Origin of the sequence: Pseudomonas sp. MIS38 (assembly GCF_019891575.1) — a bacterium.
Taxonomy (GTDB): Bacteria; Pseudomonadota; Gammaproteobacteria; order Pseudomonadales; family Pseudomonadaceae; genus Aquipseudomonas; species Aquipseudomonas putida_A.
On sequence record NZ_JAFLXF010000015.1, the window covers coordinates 49,381 to 64,311 of the forward strand.

The 14,931-nt window shown below is 58.6% G+C and carries 20 protein-coding genes; 10 read left to right on the forward strand and 10 right to left on the reverse strand.

What is annotated here, in order from left to right:
• Nucleotides 1–138: 138 nt before the first annotated feature.
• From J1G18_RS17635 to J1G18_RS17675, 10 genes are all read right to left on the reverse strand, one after another.
• The gene (locus J1G18_RS17635) at nucleotides 139–510 is read right to left on the reverse strand and encodes a glutathione S-transferase N-terminal domain-containing protein (RefSeq protein ID WP_223008151.1); all 372 of its coding nucleotides are present in this window, start codon (nucleotides 508–510) and stop codon (nucleotides 139–141) included.
• A 103-nt stretch (nucleotides 511–613) separates the two neighbouring features.
• A complete protein-coding gene (gene folE, locus J1G18_RS17640; RefSeq protein WP_019826593.1) occupies nucleotides 614–1,159 on the reverse strand; it encodes a GTP cyclohydrolase I FolE in 546 nt (181 codons plus the stop codon).
• A gap of 22 nt (nucleotides 1,160–1,181) precedes the next feature.
• Entirely contained in the window at nucleotides 1,182–2,330 is a 1,149-nt protein-coding gene (locus J1G18_RS17645) for a tyrosine-type recombinase/integrase (protein WP_316851786.1), read from the reverse strand.
• Nucleotides 2,231–2,872 carry a hypothetical protein gene (locus J1G18_RS28265; protein ID WP_316851784.1) on the reverse strand — a complete coding sequence of 214 codons (642 nt, stop codon included), beginning with the start codon at nucleotides 2,870–2,872 and terminating at the stop codon, nucleotides 2,231–2,233. Before J1G18_RS28265 ends, J1G18_RS17645 begins: the two co-directional genes overlap by 100 nt.
• Nucleotides 2,869–3,288 carry a hypothetical protein gene (locus J1G18_RS17650; protein ID WP_223008153.1) on the reverse strand — a complete coding sequence of 140 codons (420 nt, stop codon included), beginning with the start codon at nucleotides 3,286–3,288 and terminating at the stop codon, nucleotides 2,869–2,871. The genes J1G18_RS28265 and J1G18_RS17650 overlap by 4 nt, the downstream gene beginning before the upstream one ends.
• Nucleotides 3,289–3,344: 56 nt before the next feature.
• On the reverse strand, nucleotides 3,345–3,662 hold the full coding sequence (locus J1G18_RS17655; RefSeq protein WP_223008154.1) for a pyocin activator PrtN family protein: 318 nt from the start codon (nucleotides 3,660–3,662) through the stop codon (nucleotides 3,345–3,347).
• Between the two features lie 158 nt (nucleotides 3,663–3,820).
• Nucleotides 3,821–4,102, reverse strand: coding sequence for a phage antirepressor KilAC domain-containing protein (locus J1G18_RS17660; RefSeq protein WP_223008155.1), 282 nt, complete (start codon nucleotides 4,100–4,102; stop codon nucleotides 3,821–3,823).
• A 10-nt stretch (nucleotides 4,103–4,112) separates the two neighbouring features.
• Entirely contained in the window at nucleotides 4,113–4,703 is a 591-nt protein-coding gene (locus J1G18_RS17665; protein ID WP_223008156.1) for a hypothetical protein, read from the reverse strand.
• The gene (locus J1G18_RS17670) at nucleotides 4,700–4,876 is read right to left on the reverse strand and encodes a hypothetical protein (protein WP_223008157.1); all 177 of its coding nucleotides are present in this window, start codon (nucleotides 4,874–4,876) and stop codon (nucleotides 4,700–4,702) included. Before J1G18_RS17670 ends, J1G18_RS17665 begins: the two co-directional genes overlap by 4 nt.
• Nucleotides 4,877–4,959: 83 nt before the next feature.
• On the reverse strand, nucleotides 4,960–5,685 hold the full coding sequence (locus J1G18_RS17675) for an XRE family transcriptional regulator (RefSeq protein ID WP_223008158.1): 726 nt from the start codon (nucleotides 5,683–5,685) through the stop codon (nucleotides 4,960–4,962).
• A 100-nt stretch (nucleotides 5,686–5,785) separates the two neighbouring features.
• On the opposite strand from J1G18_RS17675, the gene J1G18_RS17680 reads away from it, so the two are divergent.
• The 10 genes from J1G18_RS17680 (at nucleotide 5,786) to J1G18_RS17725 (ending at nucleotide 14,930) form a co-directional block, all read left to right on the forward strand.
• Nucleotides 5,786–6,010, forward strand: coding sequence for a helix-turn-helix transcriptional regulator (locus J1G18_RS17680; protein ID WP_223008159.1), 225 nt, complete (start codon nucleotides 5,786–5,788; stop codon nucleotides 6,008–6,010).
• Nucleotides 6,011–6,337: 327 nt separating this feature from the next.
• Nucleotides 6,338–6,856, forward strand: a complete 519-nt coding sequence (locus J1G18_RS17685) for a phage regulatory CII family protein (protein WP_223008160.1) — start codon at nucleotides 6,338–6,340, stop codon at nucleotides 6,854–6,856.
• Nucleotides 6,849–7,076, forward strand: coding sequence for a TraR/DksA family transcriptional regulator (locus tag J1G18_RS17690; protein WP_223008161.1), 228 nt, complete (start codon nucleotides 6,849–6,851; stop codon nucleotides 7,074–7,076). Before J1G18_RS17685 ends, J1G18_RS17690 begins: the two co-directional genes overlap by 8 nt.
• Nucleotides 7,066–9,285, forward strand: coding sequence for a VapE domain-containing protein (locus J1G18_RS17695; protein WP_223008162.1), 2,220 nt, complete (start codon nucleotides 7,066–7,068; stop codon nucleotides 9,283–9,285). The genes J1G18_RS17690 and J1G18_RS17695 overlap by 11 nt, the downstream gene beginning before the upstream one ends.
• Nucleotides 9,278–9,637, forward strand: a complete 360-nt coding sequence (locus tag J1G18_RS17700) for a hypothetical protein (RefSeq protein ID WP_223008163.1) — start codon at nucleotides 9,278–9,280, stop codon at nucleotides 9,635–9,637. Before J1G18_RS17695 ends, J1G18_RS17700 begins: the two co-directional genes overlap by 8 nt.
• A gap of 527 nt (nucleotides 9,638–10,164) precedes the next feature.
• Entirely contained in the window at nucleotides 10,165–10,503 is a 339-nt protein-coding gene (locus tag J1G18_RS17705; protein WP_085701142.1) for a phage holin family protein, read from the forward strand.
• 133 nt (nucleotides 10,504–10,636) lie between these two features.
• Nucleotides 10,637–11,161 (forward strand): terminase small subunit, encoded by a 525-nt coding sequence (locus tag J1G18_RS17710; RefSeq protein WP_223008164.1) that lies wholly within the window; start codon nucleotides 10,637–10,639, stop codon nucleotides 11,159–11,161.
• Nucleotides 11,082–13,094: a phage terminase large subunit family protein gene (locus J1G18_RS17715; protein WP_316851785.1), complete on the forward strand. Its 2,013-nt coding sequence runs from the start codon at nucleotides 11,082–11,084 to the stop codon at nucleotides 13,092–13,094. The genes J1G18_RS17710 and J1G18_RS17715 overlap by 80 nt, the downstream gene beginning before the upstream one ends.
• A 10-nt stretch (nucleotides 13,095–13,104) precedes the next feature.
• On the forward strand, nucleotides 13,105–13,320 hold the full coding sequence (locus J1G18_RS17720) for a hypothetical protein (protein WP_083366729.1): 216 nt from the start codon (nucleotides 13,105–13,107) through the stop codon (nucleotides 13,318–13,320).
• A 2-nt stretch (nucleotides 13,321–13,322) separates the two neighbouring features.
• Complete coding sequence (locus J1G18_RS17725) at nucleotides 13,323–14,930, forward strand: phage portal protein (protein ID WP_223008165.1); 1,608 nt, start codon at nucleotides 13,323–13,325, stop codon at nucleotides 14,928–14,930.
• The last annotated feature ends 1 nt before the right edge of the window (nucleotide 14,931 follow it).

Sequence of the window (14,931 nt, forward strand, 5' to 3'; positions counted from 1 at the left end):
TTATTTTTGTCTGGGATTTGCGTTGGCTGGGAGGGCCTCTTCGCGAGCAAGCCCGCTCCCACAATGGGCTGTGGCGTTCACAAAACCTGTGGGAGCGGGCTTGCTCGCGAAGGCGTCAATCAACCCACCACATAATCATCAGACCGCCGCAAACCGCTTATCCAGATAATCAATGATCACCTTGGACTCATACATCCACGTGGTCTGCCCATTCTCTTCAATGCGCAGGCACGGCACCTTGATCTTGCCGCCCTGGTCCAGCAGGGTCTGGCGATCCTGTTCATTGTTCTTCGCGTCCATCAGTGCGACCGGCACATTCAGGCGACGCAGCGTACGACGGGTTTTCACGCAGAACGGGCAGGCGTGGAACTGATACAGGGTCAGGCCTTTGGCGGCGGCGTTGACTTGCGCCTGTACTTCGGCGGGGCGTTGTTTCTTGCCCGGGCGGGTGATGAAGTCAATGAAGATGATCAGTTGGCCAAGGCCGACACGAAGCGCTTTTACGAACACGTTGAAAGCCTCACGGTGCAAAGAGAGAAGGGCGCGCAGCTTACCCGATTTTTCGCGGACGAAAAAAAACCGGCGATCAACGCCGGTTTTTTTCTGCAGCCGATTACTTGATCAGGCTGAGGAACTCGCTGCGAGTCGCCGCGTTTTCGCGGAACTCACCGAGCATCACCGAAGTGATCATCGACGAATTCTGTTTCTCGACACCGCGCATCATCATGCACATGTGCTTGGCCTCGATCACCACGGCCACGCCCAGCGCACCGGTGACTTGCATCACCGCATCGGCGATCTGCCGGCTGAGGTTTTCCTGGATCTGCAGGCGGCGGGCGTACATGTCGACGATCCGCGCGACCTTCGACAGGCCCAGCACTTTGCCGCTCGGGATGTACGCAACGTGCGCCTTACCGATGAACGGCAGCAGGTGGTGTTCGCACAACGAGTACAGCTCGATGTCCTTGACCAGCACCATTTCGCTGTTGTCGGAGCTGAACAGGGCACCATTGGTGACCTCTTCGAGCGTCTGTTCATAACCGCGGCAGAGGTACTGCATGGCTTTGGCGGCACGCTTTGGCGTGTCGAGCAGGCCCTCGCGGGACACGTCCTCGCCCAGTTGGCCGAGAATCGCGGTGTAGTTCTGTTCCAGTGTCACAGAGGCTGATTCCATAAGGGTTTCAGAGGGGTACTGTTTCTGTCTGTACCAATTTTGTACCAATCAAGCTGTTTTCGAGCTTTCCGAGTTCACCCCAGTCGGTGCTGGAGTTGATCCATCGGGCGTAGGTCGATAGCAACATCTGAACGCTATGACCGAGCTGAGTGGCAATAAACGCAGGGTTCATACCCGCCATGAGGCACATGGTAGCGTAAGTATGTCGGCAGTTGTATTGCCGGCGGGCGCGAATCCCCAATTCGGTCAGTGCAGCCTGGAAGTGTTTGTCGGTCACACTCGATTGTTGAATGAACTCGAAGTTCTTGGTTGGCGGGAATACATAGGGCGATTCGGCGCGTTTGCGGCGGCTCTGCAAAGCGCGTTGTTGCGCCTCCAGCTCGGCTTGTTCAAGGGCGTGCAGCGCTCGGCTGTTGAGCATGACCTGGCGTACGTTCCGGGTTTTTGTGCGCTCCTCGATCTTGTAATCCGCGACGATCCGACACACGTTGACCAGTCGCTTTTCCTTGTCGACCTCTTCCCAGCGCAGTGCCGCGATTTCGCTGGGGCGCATGCCGGTGTAAAACGCGAACTCGAAGTACGCCGCGTAGATCCGCATCGAATGGGTCAGCGTCTTATATAGGTGATCGATAATCTGGTTGGCCTCATCCACGGTGAAGGGATCGATGGGTTTCTTGGCCTTCACCGGCAGCTCAATGGACTCCACGGGGTTACGGTTGATCAGACCGTCTTTTACCGCGGTACCGAACACCGTGGTCAGACGCTGGATCGCCGCACGCTTCACGCCCGGTGTCGGCCATTCGGTATTGGCTACCACCTTGCGCAGCATCACCGATGTGATGCTGTCGATAGGCAGCATCGCCAGATATGGCATCCAATACAGATTGAGGGAGCCGAGGTAGTTCTTGCGTGTCCCGGCCACGATCTCGCGACTGTTGAGCCACTCCTGGGCGTACTCCCCGAAACGGGGAGTCGCCGAGTAGTTGGCATAGGTGGAGTTGGGGAACAGTTCGGCATAGCGCTGATCATCCAGCACGCCGTGCCTGATCAGGCTGGTTACGTTAGCGCGTAAGTCGGCGGCAGCCTTAATCCCCTTCGGCGTTTGGGGATAGGGGAGGGTTTCGCAACGGCGTTGCCCGTTCCAGGTGAAGCGAATGCGGACGGACTGTCCAGCAAATTCAACTCCGGTGGGCAATCCCATTGGCTTTCTAGCCATGCCTCGTATCTCCTGATGCTGTAGTAAATGCGGCTGTCGATGGTGTTCCAAACACCTTTTGGGATAACGCCTCTGGCGCGCTTACCTTGTAACGCCCGGCGGGTGGTACCAACCAATTCGGCCATCTTGTCTTCTGGAATCTTGTCCAAGTGATAGGTCGGAAGCGATGAGTCGGCATCGTCATCAGCGGGCGTATACCCCTCAACAAGCTGCGCGGGCGAGAGTTGCTGAGCGGTCAGCGTTGCATTAGGTGTCGCTGCCCGGCGCAGCTTTTCTTGGGGGGGAAGTGCCTCGGTAACGGCTTGAGGAAAAGCACTAATGCCTGCTGCTGCGCAGCAGAGACTTTTTATTTCTTGGGTGTCGACGCGCGTGCTGTCGCAGAGCAACGCGGTCGATAATCGTGCTCGTACGCGAGATTGCTCGCCGCCTTGCTCTGAGATCCGATAATGAGTCGGTCCGAAGTAGGAGAGTGTGCCGTTCATGCCGCCTCTCCCTCCTTTGCAACCTGAAGAAGGTCTGTCATGGCCAGCGCTTGGTCGCGCAGGAATCTGGTCTCGCGTTCGAGTTTTTTGCTCGTGCGGAAGGCGGCGAATGTCTCGGCGGCGATCCGGAGCTTGTCTGCGATGTCGAGCAGCGTTTGGCGTTCAGGTTCGCCGAGTGCAAGCGCTTGCTGAAGGTGTTTGCTGAATTGGGCTAGGTGGGCGTGGTCGGCCCTGATGAAGTCGAGCGAAGCCCTTAACTCGCGAATGGTCTTGGCGCTTTCGGCGCGCTGGATGTCGTCGCTTTCTTCCATGCCGGCGGACACTCCGTCGCTGTGGCCCATGAAGTAGCCGGCCCAGACCAGTAGCCCGGCCAGGGTGATCAGGACTATGAGTGCGCAGATCTGAATTGCAGTCATTTGGTTTGCTCCTGGTTCAGTTGCGGACTGGTGGTGGCAGTCCATTTGGTGGTGGGTTACTCGGTTGGCTCATCCTGCTGAGAATGCATGTCTTCGTCGGCTTGGTAGGCTCGAATGTCGATGAGTGATGCGACATGCCGAATGTGTGCGTATTTGGGCGCTTTCCGGCTTGAATCCAGCGTGGTGATCGGAAGCTGGATCCGGCCGCTGTTGATTTCCGACACGAACTTTTGCTCGTTGAGGTTGCGGAAATATTTCTCGCGCACCGTCTCCAGCGGAATCAACACGTCACCGAAGGTGCGGTAAAGCAGCTCGATGGTGGTGGACTCAGGGGCAGGACGTAGCCGTAGTAGGGCTTGGGCTGCGTTACTCATTGCTTTGTGTGGCCTCCTTGCGTTGTTTTCTTGCCGGATGGTTCCAGGCGTTCAGGCAGTGCCGTTTCGTCAGCTCCCGCAGATGCTCGGGCACTTCAAGGAGCGCGGCATTGCGCTCCTCTCGAGTCCGCATGGCGATAATCTGTCGGGCGTATTCCCTAGGCCACGTCACGGCGGTCTGCCGGGATGGAGGGTAGGTCGATGTCGAGTTGTTCAGCCAGCCAGTGGATGCCGGCCTGCTGGACACGGGTCGACTGGCTGTATTGCAGTCCGTACTTCTCGTCGTACCAGGTACTGTCCTTGACCCGCAGATACTCTTTGTCGCGGTTGGGGTAGGCCGGCAGGTTTCCCTTAAGCAGGTCTCTCTCCCGCATGAGGGCGATGAGCTTTGGTCGGGTCAGGCCGAGATGAGCGGCAGTTTGGGCGAGTGTGCGTTCCATGTTATCCACCTCATGCCGCATGTGCGGCAGGTGTCGCGGCTGCCGCCAGATGGATAATGGACTCAGTGACATTGCCGTAGATTTCGATATCGGTGCCGCCCACGGTGAAGCAGCGGGTATTCGGCCTTTTGTTGCCAACACTTAGGATGACGGTCACACCTCGTCGCGTATTGGTGCGATGAATGGCAACGTGCAGGGGGAGATCGAGCCCCATGTCGAGGCTCAACACTCCGCCGTTACGCACAAGTTCAAACACTCGCTGCTTGTCTTGCACCTCAAACCGACCGTACTCCCGGCTGGCGTGCGGGAGATGAGTTAGGTCGCTGGTACTGCTCGGGTCAAGCGGTCCGTTGGCGACCTCCTCAATGAAGTCGGCCAGCTTGAGGTGCATCTTCTTGTCATTCTGCAAGGTCAGCGTGTGGCGTTCGCAGCCCAGCTCGACGACAAAAGTGCTTTTCACTGTGCCGCGTTCAGCCTTGAGTCGGAATGCCAGGCATTCACGCTTAGGTGCTGTTCGCAGGACATGGTTGAAGGTCTCGGTCAGGTTGACCTGGGCGTTGAGCAACTGCAGGGTGCGGTTGTCGATCTTGTACTTGGTCATGCCGCGTGCCCTCCGTCATTCGGATCGAAAGGGAGGGGCTGGGATTTGGCAATCAGCCTGGGTTTGCTTTTATGAATGATGACCAGGTAGCCGGTGGCTGACTGCAGCTGCTCGATCATCTTTTTATTGCTGACGCACGCCGGATGGACGTGGAGGGTTGCGCAGGTTTGCATGGTTTGCCTCGCTCTGTGGTGAAAGAGTGAGACAAATATCACGCAGTGTGTTTTTTAAGTCAACACGATATGTGATTATTTTGTCACGTTGCGTGCAAAAAACGTGATGACTTTAGGATGCCGCCGACTAAGTGAATCTCAATCACGTCGCTCGCGGCGATATGGATTGGCGGATGTTCAGCATTTACGCTGTCCAAGCGGTACATCCCATCTCTCAGGTAAATGAATTCCTTGATCATCGTTCGGCCTTCTGCGGTTCTGACCACTACCTCATCGCCGCTGAAGTAGCTCTTGTTGGGTTCGATCAGCACGTACTCACCATTTTTTATCCTGGGAAGCATGCTGTCGCCGGTAACCTTTAGTCCATAGGCATCAGGGTCATCGCTGTGGATGCTCAAGTAACCATCACCGTGGCCTGGAGGAAAATCAAGCGCCTCAAAATATCCTTCATTGCCTAGCTGTGCGGTTCCAATCACCGGAACACTCCCTGTTTTCGCTCGTCCTGCTGATGTTAATCCTTCGCTCAGGCTGCTCTTGAGCCGAGGGGGGTATCTGATGTCGAAAATGTTTCCATGCGCATCACCAGATAAATGAGGTAATGGTCCCTCGACATCTTTGACCAGTTCTGCCAGTGGCGTTTTCAGGGCAGCAGCAATTTTCCCTAGATCCTGAAGGTTGGGCTGGCGTTGATCCTTCTCATAGTTACCGATACGAGACTGTGATTCCCAGCCACAGGCAAGTGCCAGATCCTTCTGGCTCAGACCTTGGGCTTTTCTGAGTGATTTGATGCGTGAGCCGAGTGTGTTCATTTGTCTTTTTTACCACGCATTGAAATAAATTTATCGCACTTTGCGTGTTGTAAAAATCACGATACGTGTTTATTCTGCGCTTCAGTTACAGGAGATCTTTATGAACAGGATTGCTGACCATCGAGAGAAGGCGGGTATCAAGCAGCGTGATTTGGTTTCGATTCTGGGCTGGACGCAGACACGGGTTAGTAATTATGAGTCCGGACGCCGTGTAGCCGGACTTGCAGAGTCTCGTGCAATTACGGCTGCTTTGAATCAACTCGGAATTAAATGCTCGCTTGATGATGTTTTTCCGCCAGAGATGGATTTCAAGAAAGTAGCTTAGAAAAAAGGCGACCCAAGGGTCGCCCAGTTCCTCCCGACACGCACCACCACAGCGCTGTCGGGCCGCGATTGGGGTTGGCGGGCAAACCAAATGCAAAACCGCCCACACCTTTCGCGTTTTCCAAGGCTCGGAAGCCTTGGTGTTGCTGCCATTTCCACCACAGAGCTGGCAGCTGTTGCGCCGGGGGTGAACAACGGATTGTTCGCCTCGGCACGGTGCCGGTGTTGGTCTTAGCAACCTCGCCGGCGTTTGGGCCTATCAAGCCACACGACAAATGTATCACCACTCCCTGTCGTGCGGCACTGGCAACATTCAAGGATTAATGCCATGAGCCGTATCATTCTGAGCTCTCTAGACCGGGCGCAGCGGGAAGTCCTGCCGCTTGATCTTGCGCTTTACCATGCCGCACGGGACTACCCCGGTGGTGCCGCCGCCATCGCCGCCACCACCGGCCGGAATGCGACCACGCTGCAGCATAAGCTTTCCCCAACCCACCCCAGCCACACGGTGAACATTCAAGAGTTCGGCGAGATTCTGGAGCTGACCAAGGATCGCCGCATTCTGGATGCAGTACATGCGTTGGTCGGTGACACGATCTGGCAGGAGCTGGCCGAGGCGTATACCAATGACATGCCCGAGACGTTGACTACCGGCATCGCGGAATACTTCCGCAAGGTGGCGGATCTGGCAGACATCTGGGCCAAGAGCATCGGTGACGGTGTCGTTACTGATGAGGAACTGGCCGCGATTCGCCTGCAGGTGTTTCGTGGGATTCAGGGGCTGTTGGGGTTGTTCAACCGCGCCACGTATGTCAACCAGACGACGCGGGGTGTTGATCGTGGCTGATATCGCTGACTTTGCTAATGACCTGGTGCAAGAACGCATCGATCAAGCGCTCGCTGCACGCAACGCCACCAAGCCTGGCTTGGTGGCGCATTCGTTTCTGTTCTGCGAAACGTGCGATGACCCGATCCCTGAGGCACGTCGTTTGGCGCAGCCCGGCTGCACGCAGTGCGTGGGTTGTCTGTCTCTCGCCGAGCTGAAGGGGGCACACCATGCTCGATGAAGTGTTGGGGCAATTCGCGGATTACGGCCTTGAGCCTGCGCTGCCACTGGTGTTTGGTAAGCTGACCCGGTGCAAGACGGCACAGGACAAGGGCAAGGAAAAAAATGGCTGGTACATCGCCCATGAGCATCACACCGAGAAGGGCGAGACGCTTATTTTCGGCGCGTTCGGTGACTGGCGTTCGGGTGAGTCGCAGAAGATCAAGGTCAAGGCCGGGCGGACGTCGCCGGAAGAGCGTGAGGTCATGCGCGCTCGGCAGGAGGAAGCCAAACGCCGCGCCGCCGAGATATCGGCGAGTGCTGCACGTCGTGCGGCGAAGCGAGCGGCGGGCATTTTCAAGCGTATGCCGGAGAAGGGCCGAAGCGACTATCTGGATCGTAAGCAGATCGTCGGTTTCGGTGTTCGGTATGCGCCGCGCACGGGTGCGTTTCTGGTGCCTATGTGCAACGTGCGTGACGAGATTATCGGCCTGCAGGTGGTGTTTCCAACCAAGCAGGAAGAGACCGGTCGGGACAAGTCGTATTGGCCCTACGGGATGTCGAAGGAGGGCGCTTTTCACCTGATCGGTCCGCATCCTGATCCGGGCGAACCGGTGCTGGTGTGTGAGGGCTATGCCACGGGCGCAAGCCTGCATATGGCGACGTCGCTGACCGTGGCCATCGCGTTTGACGCAGGCAACTTGCTGGTGGTGTGCAAGGCGATGCGCGAGCGTTTCGCTGGTTGCCCGCTGATCATCTGCCGTGATGACGACTGGAAGACCACTAAACCGAATGGCGATGCGTGGAACCCTGGTGAAGAGAAGGCCAACAACGCGGCGCTGATCGTCGGTGGCCAGGTGGTTGCGCCGATTTTCTCCGGCGAGCGTGAGGTCAAGTGGACCGACTTCAACGACTTGCATGTTGCCGAAGGTTTGGAGGCTGTGCGCCGTCAGGTGCTGGCGGTGGTCAAACCGCCGGCCGCTGGTGGCTGGAAAGACATGCTGGCTCGAAGCGAGAGCGGGGCGTTGATCGCGCACATGCAGAACGTCGAGTTGATCTTGGCCAACGATGAACGTTGGGCCGGGGTGATCAGTTACAGCGCGTTCAGTTCGAAGATCGTGAAGCTGCGTGCTGCACCGTATGGCGGCGGCACGGGCGATTGGGCGGACATCGATGATGTGCGGGTGATGAAGTGGCTCGCGCAGCAGTACAACTTGCGGGTGAAGGCGTCGCATGTGATCGAGGCGGTGAGTGTGGTTGCGCATGACCATGCGTTTCATCCGGTGCGGCAGTACCTGCGCAAGCTTGAGTGGGATCGCGTGCCGCGCTTGGAAAGCTGGCTCACGGATGTCATGGGCGTGAAGGCCACCGATTACTCGAGCAAGGTCGGCAAGCGCTGGATGTTGTCGGCCGTGGCGCGGGTGATGAAGCCGGGCTGCAAGGCTGACTCGGTGATGATTCTTGAGGGTGCGCAGGGCGCCGGTAAGTCGACGGCGATGAGCATTCTCGGCGGTGAGTGGTTCATGGATACGCCGTTCGCCCTGGGCGACAAGGACGGCTTTCAGGCGATCCGGGGCAAGTGGATCGTTGAGCTGGGCGAGCTGGACAGTTTCAACAAGGCCGAGAGTACCAAGGCCAAGCAGTTTTTCTCGGCGTCCACCGATACCTACCGTGAGAGTTACGGCCGTCGCACGATGGACGTGCCGCGTCAGTGCGTGTTCGTGGGTACGACGAACCAAGATGAGTACCTGAAGGATGCGACCGGTAACCGCCGTTATTGGCCGGTGGCGTGTACCAAGGTTGATTTGGAGCTGTTGCGCTCTATTCGCGAGCAACTGTGGGCTGAGGCAGTGTTCTGTTACGACGCGGGCGATCTCTGGTGGGTGACGCTGGATGAAGCGGCGATGTTCGGCGAGGAGCAGGAGGAGCGATTCGTAGTGGACGAATGGGAAACGCCAATTTTGACCTGGTTGGAAGAGTCGCAGATCGGTGAGACCACCACCGGCAGTGAGGTGTTGACGCAGGCACTCAAGCTCGACCCAGGGCATTGGGGTAAGCCGGAGCAGATGCGGGTCGGGGCGATCCTGCATCGATTGGGCTGGCGACGTTACCGGCTCGGGGCGATGACCAAGAGCCGGCAACGATTGTGGGGCTACAAGAAACCTGCGGATTGGGGCAGGGCGCCAGCTTTGGAGCAACCTGCTTTCGAGGAGCCTTGCTTCGATGATTAAGGAGATCGATTCGTTGCTGAAGCTTTGGGCTCAGGAGCTGCATTCCGAACATTCGAAAGGAGGGCTCGCTGGGGGAAACATGGTTGCCATGATGATGGAGAGTAATGGGCAGTTGATCCGTGGAAGGCGGGCCTTTCGTGCACCGCTGGAGGGTTCTCTCGACATCGAGCTGATCGTGACAAAGCACTTGGCTCCCGAGCTGGTGAAGGTTGTGCGGGAGCATTACTGCACGCTCGATGTGGATATGCGCTTGCGCTACGCACACTGCGGTTGCGGCCGTGACACGTACTACCAGCGTCTGCATGACGCCCATCTGGTTATCTGGGGCATGTTAATGGGGGTGGCTGCTTGACCCCAGGCCTGACTCCGGCAGTTGTTGTCCTACCGGTCCGCCTTGTCCCACTATGTTTTGGCGTAGTGGGACAGGGGCGGGCCTTGTCTTTACAGGGTTGTCCCACCGTCCCACCTTGCAACGTCACCCGCCCGTATATGCGTAGCAGGCACAATGTACGCGCGCTTCACGCGCAAGCGTGTTCTTAGATTTCTTCCTTTACACGAGAAGAGAGAGAAATAGGTAGGACGGTGGGGCGAAGCCCCGAATTTAGGCGCTCTCAGGCGTCCCACTTCGATTTTGAAAGGTGGGACGTATGGGACGCCGCCGAAACAACAGAATGCCGGGGTGAGTTATTCGCCCACATTCGCTAGACGTTCACCCCACATTGACCACTTATTCACTGGGTGGCATTAAACCGGGGTTGCTGCCACCGGAATCGACCTGTAAAAAGTAGTCATCTTCGATAGGTGCGACCGCAGAGAGCGGCAGGCACCACACCACCAAACCCGGCCATTGCGCCGGGTTTTTGCGTTTAGGGGTTGGCGATGACAAACGAGCAACAAGCGCTGGCAGAGATGCCGATCTGGTTAGTGATCGTCCTGGCCCTGGTCGGCGGCGTATCGGGGGAGATGTGGCGGGCCGACAAGGATGGGGCGCGGGGCTGGGCGTTGTTGCGCCGCCTCGCGCTTCGGTCTGGTGCCTGCATTGTCTGCGGGGTGTCGGCGATGATGCTGATGATCGCAGCCGGCATGACGATCTGGACGGCGGGCGCCTTGGGTTGCCTGACGGCAATGGCCGGTGCCGATGTGGCCATCGGGTTGTACGAACGCTGGGCTGCCAAGCGGCTGGGCGTTTCAGAGTCGGCATCGACCGACCGCAGCTAGGTCGCTGGCCGGGTGGGGGGCGGTATTTTTCCGGGTCCTCCCAGAGGGCCGCCCCCTACACGGGTTAGCGAACTCGCGGGATCTCTGCAGCTGAGAATTTTGCAGTGATGTCCGTCTTTTCAAAGGGTTAGATATGGGCAGGACAGTTAGCAAGGCCGACTTAAGCGAGATCGTCGGCCGTGATGAACGCACCCTGACCCGTTGGCAGAACGACGGCATGCCCGTAATGGAGTTCGGCATCGGGCGGGGCAAGGAAAACCAGTACGACACCGAAGCCGTGATCCAGTGGCTGATGCAGCAGGCCTCGCTCAACGGAAAGAAAGAATCCTCCCGCGACCGGCTTGACCGTAACCGTGCCGACCGCGAAGAGCTGGCACTGGCCAAAGACCTGGGCGAAGTTGTCATCGCTAAAGAGCTGATAGAGCGGTTCGAGGCCATGATCATCGCCGCCAAAGTAGAACTACTCAATTCACTCCCAGACGATTTGGCCGCTGATCTCTCGGCACGCTATGGCGTGGAGGTTGACGAGCAACTCATTCGGGATCCCATCGAAGCCATATTGAGGAGGCTGTCTGACTATGACGTGGATGATGCCTCGTCAGATGGAGATTTTGACGAACCGGACGATCCGGAGGGCTTTAAAGAAGACGGCGACTAAGGCGCTGCGCAGCGCTTGCCGCAAGTGGGCGCCACCGCCGCGAATGAGCATTATCGAGTGGGCGGAAAAGTACCGCTGGCTCGCGCCGGAAGAGGCTGCTCGTCCTGGTAAGTATCGGTTTGACGTGACACCGCACCTAACCTGGCCGGGCGGGCCGCTGGAGGCGCTGGACGATCCGGCGGTTAGCGAGATCGTTGGCCGCAAATCCGCGCAAGTGGCCTGGACATCCGGCGTATTAGGCAACGCACTGGGCAAATGGATCGACATCGATCCGTCGCCGATCCTGGTGCTATTCCCCAAGGCTGAAGCCGCCAAGCAGTACGTCGGTGAAAAACTCGAACCGATGATTGAGGCCACGCCACGCCTGCGCAAAAAAGTCGACTTGCGTAGTCGCAAGCTGCAGCAGCGTCAGGACTTCAAACGCTTCCCCGGCGGCTTTCTGAAGATGGTCGGCTCCAACAGTCCGGCCAGCGTGAAATCCACGCCGGTGCCTCGAGTGGCCATTGAGGAGCCTGATGACTGCAACCTCAACCTGCGCGGCCAAGGTGACAGCATCAAGCTGGCGAAAGAGCGACTCAAAACCTTCCGGCGCTCGAAGATCATCATCGGCGGTACGCCCACCATCAAGGGACTTTCAGCCATCGACGCAGAGTTGGAGCTATCTGACAAGCGTGTTGGCTTGGTGCCGTGTCACGAGTGCGGGCAAGAACATGCACTCAGCTTCGACAACTTGCACTGCGACGAAGATCCGGAGTACCTGCACGAGGTATACGGCAAGAAGCGGCCGGAGAAAGCGTTTTACTCCTGCCCACACTGTGGTGCGATCTGGGACGATAACCAGAAAAACGCCAACCTCAAGTACGGGCGTTGGTCGGCCACGGCTGAGTTTCGTGGGGTTGCTGGCTACATCCTCAATGAGCTTTATGCAACGTTTTGGGGATCGCGCTTTGAAGAGTTGATGAAGAAACAACTCAGCGCGGAACACGAAGCGTCAAAAGGCAACATTGGCCCGATGATCGCCTTCGTCAACAGCAACAAAGGTGAAAGTTACGAGTATCAGAGTGACGCGCCGAAGACCGATGAACTGGAGAAACGCGCCGAGCCCTACGCTGAACTGACAGCGCCCAAAGGTGTGTTGTTGGTCACCGTGGGTGTCGACGTGCAAGGTGACCGCCTGGCACTGGTTATCACCGGGTGGGGGCGTGGTGAAGAGTCATGGCGGCTGTATTGGGGTGAGCTTCATGGCAACCCCATCGATCCGCATGATGCTGTCTGGCAGGAGCTGGACCGGATGATCTCCCGGCCGATTCCCACCGAGGGCGGCGCCCAACTGGCGGTGTCGGCAGTAAGCATCGACAGCTCCGACGGCAACACCAGCGATGCGGTGTACACATACGTGAGGGATCGTCAGCGCTACAACGTCATGGCGATCAAGGGTGCTTCCAAGGACAGTGCTGACAAGGAGATTTTCACCAAGCCCTCGCAATCGGTAGACACCTCGCAGGACAACACCAAGGCCGCTAAGTACGGCCTGCGAGTCTTCATCGTCGGCACCCACAAGGCTAAGACTCTGATCGACGGCCGACTTCGGCTGAAAGGCGCAGGGCCTGGCCGAATGCACTGGTACAGTGAGATCCGCACGGACTACTACGAGCAGCTCACCAACGAAGTGCTGGCGCCGCACCCGCGCAACCCAAGCAAGATGGTTTGGCAGAAAAAGGCCGGACGGCGCAACGAAGCGCTCGACTGCGAGGTGTACGCCTTGCATGCGGCGCGCAGTTTAAAAACCCATCTGCTGCGCGATCACGAATGGGACCAGTTGGAGCAGCAACAGCTACAGCCAACTCTGTTCACCAGCGAACAACCGGTCGCACCGGTACCGCGCCGAGCCGTCGCTCGTGGGCGGGGCACCCGCAGTCGCGCGGGCTACTAGGAAAACAAACATGACAGACGCACAACAGCGCCTCGCGGAAGTCCGGGCGGCGATCTCTGACGTCCTGAAGAAAGGCCAGCGTTTGCGTCGTGCGGATCGCGAACTGTATCGCGCCGAGCTGAACAGCCTTCGCCTGCTCGAGCAGCAATACGCGAAGGAGGTCGCGCTGGAACAGGCCCAACAACAGGGACGTGGCCGTAACCGCATCTCTTACATGAAGATCTGACTATGGGATTTTTTCGAAAAGACCCGGCCGAGTTGCTGATGCGTGAGGCGATCAAGCTCGCCAAGTCGGCAAACGAGGCCCGACCGATTGTCGCTCAAGGTGGTGGGGGTGGTGTTGAGACGCGCTGGCGCGGTGCCTCCCGCGTGCTGCGCAGTATGGCCAGCTGGATACCCGGCCTCGGCAGCCCGCGACGCGACCTCGACCAAAACGAGCGGCGCATGTTGGTGGCTCGTTCGCGGGATGCCATGCGCAATCACCTGATCGCAAGAGCGGCGATCACTCGCCTGCGCACCAACGTAGTCGGCACCGGTCTGGTCTGCCGTTCGCAGATTGATCACGCGGCGCTCGGTTTGAGTGAGGAGCAGGCCGAGGACCTCAATACTCAGCTCGACCGGCTCTGGTCGTTATATGCCGATGATCCACGTGAGTGCGACGCGGAAGCGACGCTCAATCACTACCAACTGCAGGCCCTGGTCATGGTCTCGTCGATGGTCGGTGGAGATGTATTGATTGCCAGCCCCGACGACGAACGTCCCGGCTGCGTGTTCAGTACACGGCTTCAACTGATCGAGTCGGATCGGGTATGCAATCCGGCTGGACAGCTGGATAGCGCGAACCTGGTGGACGGCGTCGAATTCGACAGACTCGGCGCTCCGTTGGCTTATCACGTATGCACCGGTTACCCGAACGAGTTCACCGCCGGCCAAGCGCTGAAATGGGAGCGTTTGCCAGCTTTCGGTGAAGCCACTGGCAGACGCCGAGTCATGCACGTCATGGCCGACAAGGAGCGCCCAGGGCAGAAGCGAGGCGCGCCGTATCTGGCCCCGGTGCTGGAGCCACTGCAGAAACTGGAACGGTACAGCAGCGCCGAACTGATGGCGGCGGTGATCTCGGCCATGTTCACCGTGTTCATTAAGAAGACCAACGACTTTCAGGTCGGAAACCTGCCGATGACCGCCTTGGCGAACGAAGGCGGCGGTCCTGGTGGCGATACCACGGGAGATGGCGAACTCGCCTTGGGCGAGGGCGCGATTGTCGACCTAGGGCAGGGCGAAGAGCCGGTCATTGCCAACCCGGCCCGGCCCAACGCGCAGTTCGATCCATTCTTCACCGCCGTGGTCAAGGAGATCGGCGCGGCTTTGGAGCAGCCAATGGAGGAACTGCTGCTGCACTACAGCAGCAGTTACAGCGCGGCCCGTGCGGCGATGCTGCAGGCGTGGCGCTTTTACAGCCTGCGCCGTTGGTGGCTGATCTGCGACTTCTGCCAGCCCAGCCGTGAACTGCTGATCGACGAGGCGGTGGCGCGTGGATTGATCCAGCTGCCGGGCTATGCGGACCCGGCTAAGCGCAAGGCTTACTGCCAGGCGATCTGGATCGGTCCGGCCCGTGGCGCCATCGATGAGTTGAAGGAGGCCAACGCCGCCGGCAAGCGCATCGAGATCGGTGTCAGCAATGAGACGCTGGAAACCGCCGCGATGACCGGCGAGCCGTGGCAGCAGGTGTATCGACAGCGCGTGCGCGAAGTCGAGCAGCGCCGCAAGGACGGCTTGCACGTCCTGCCCAAGGGGCGCGAGCAGGAAACCCCACCCAACAACCTCAACGAGGAATAAC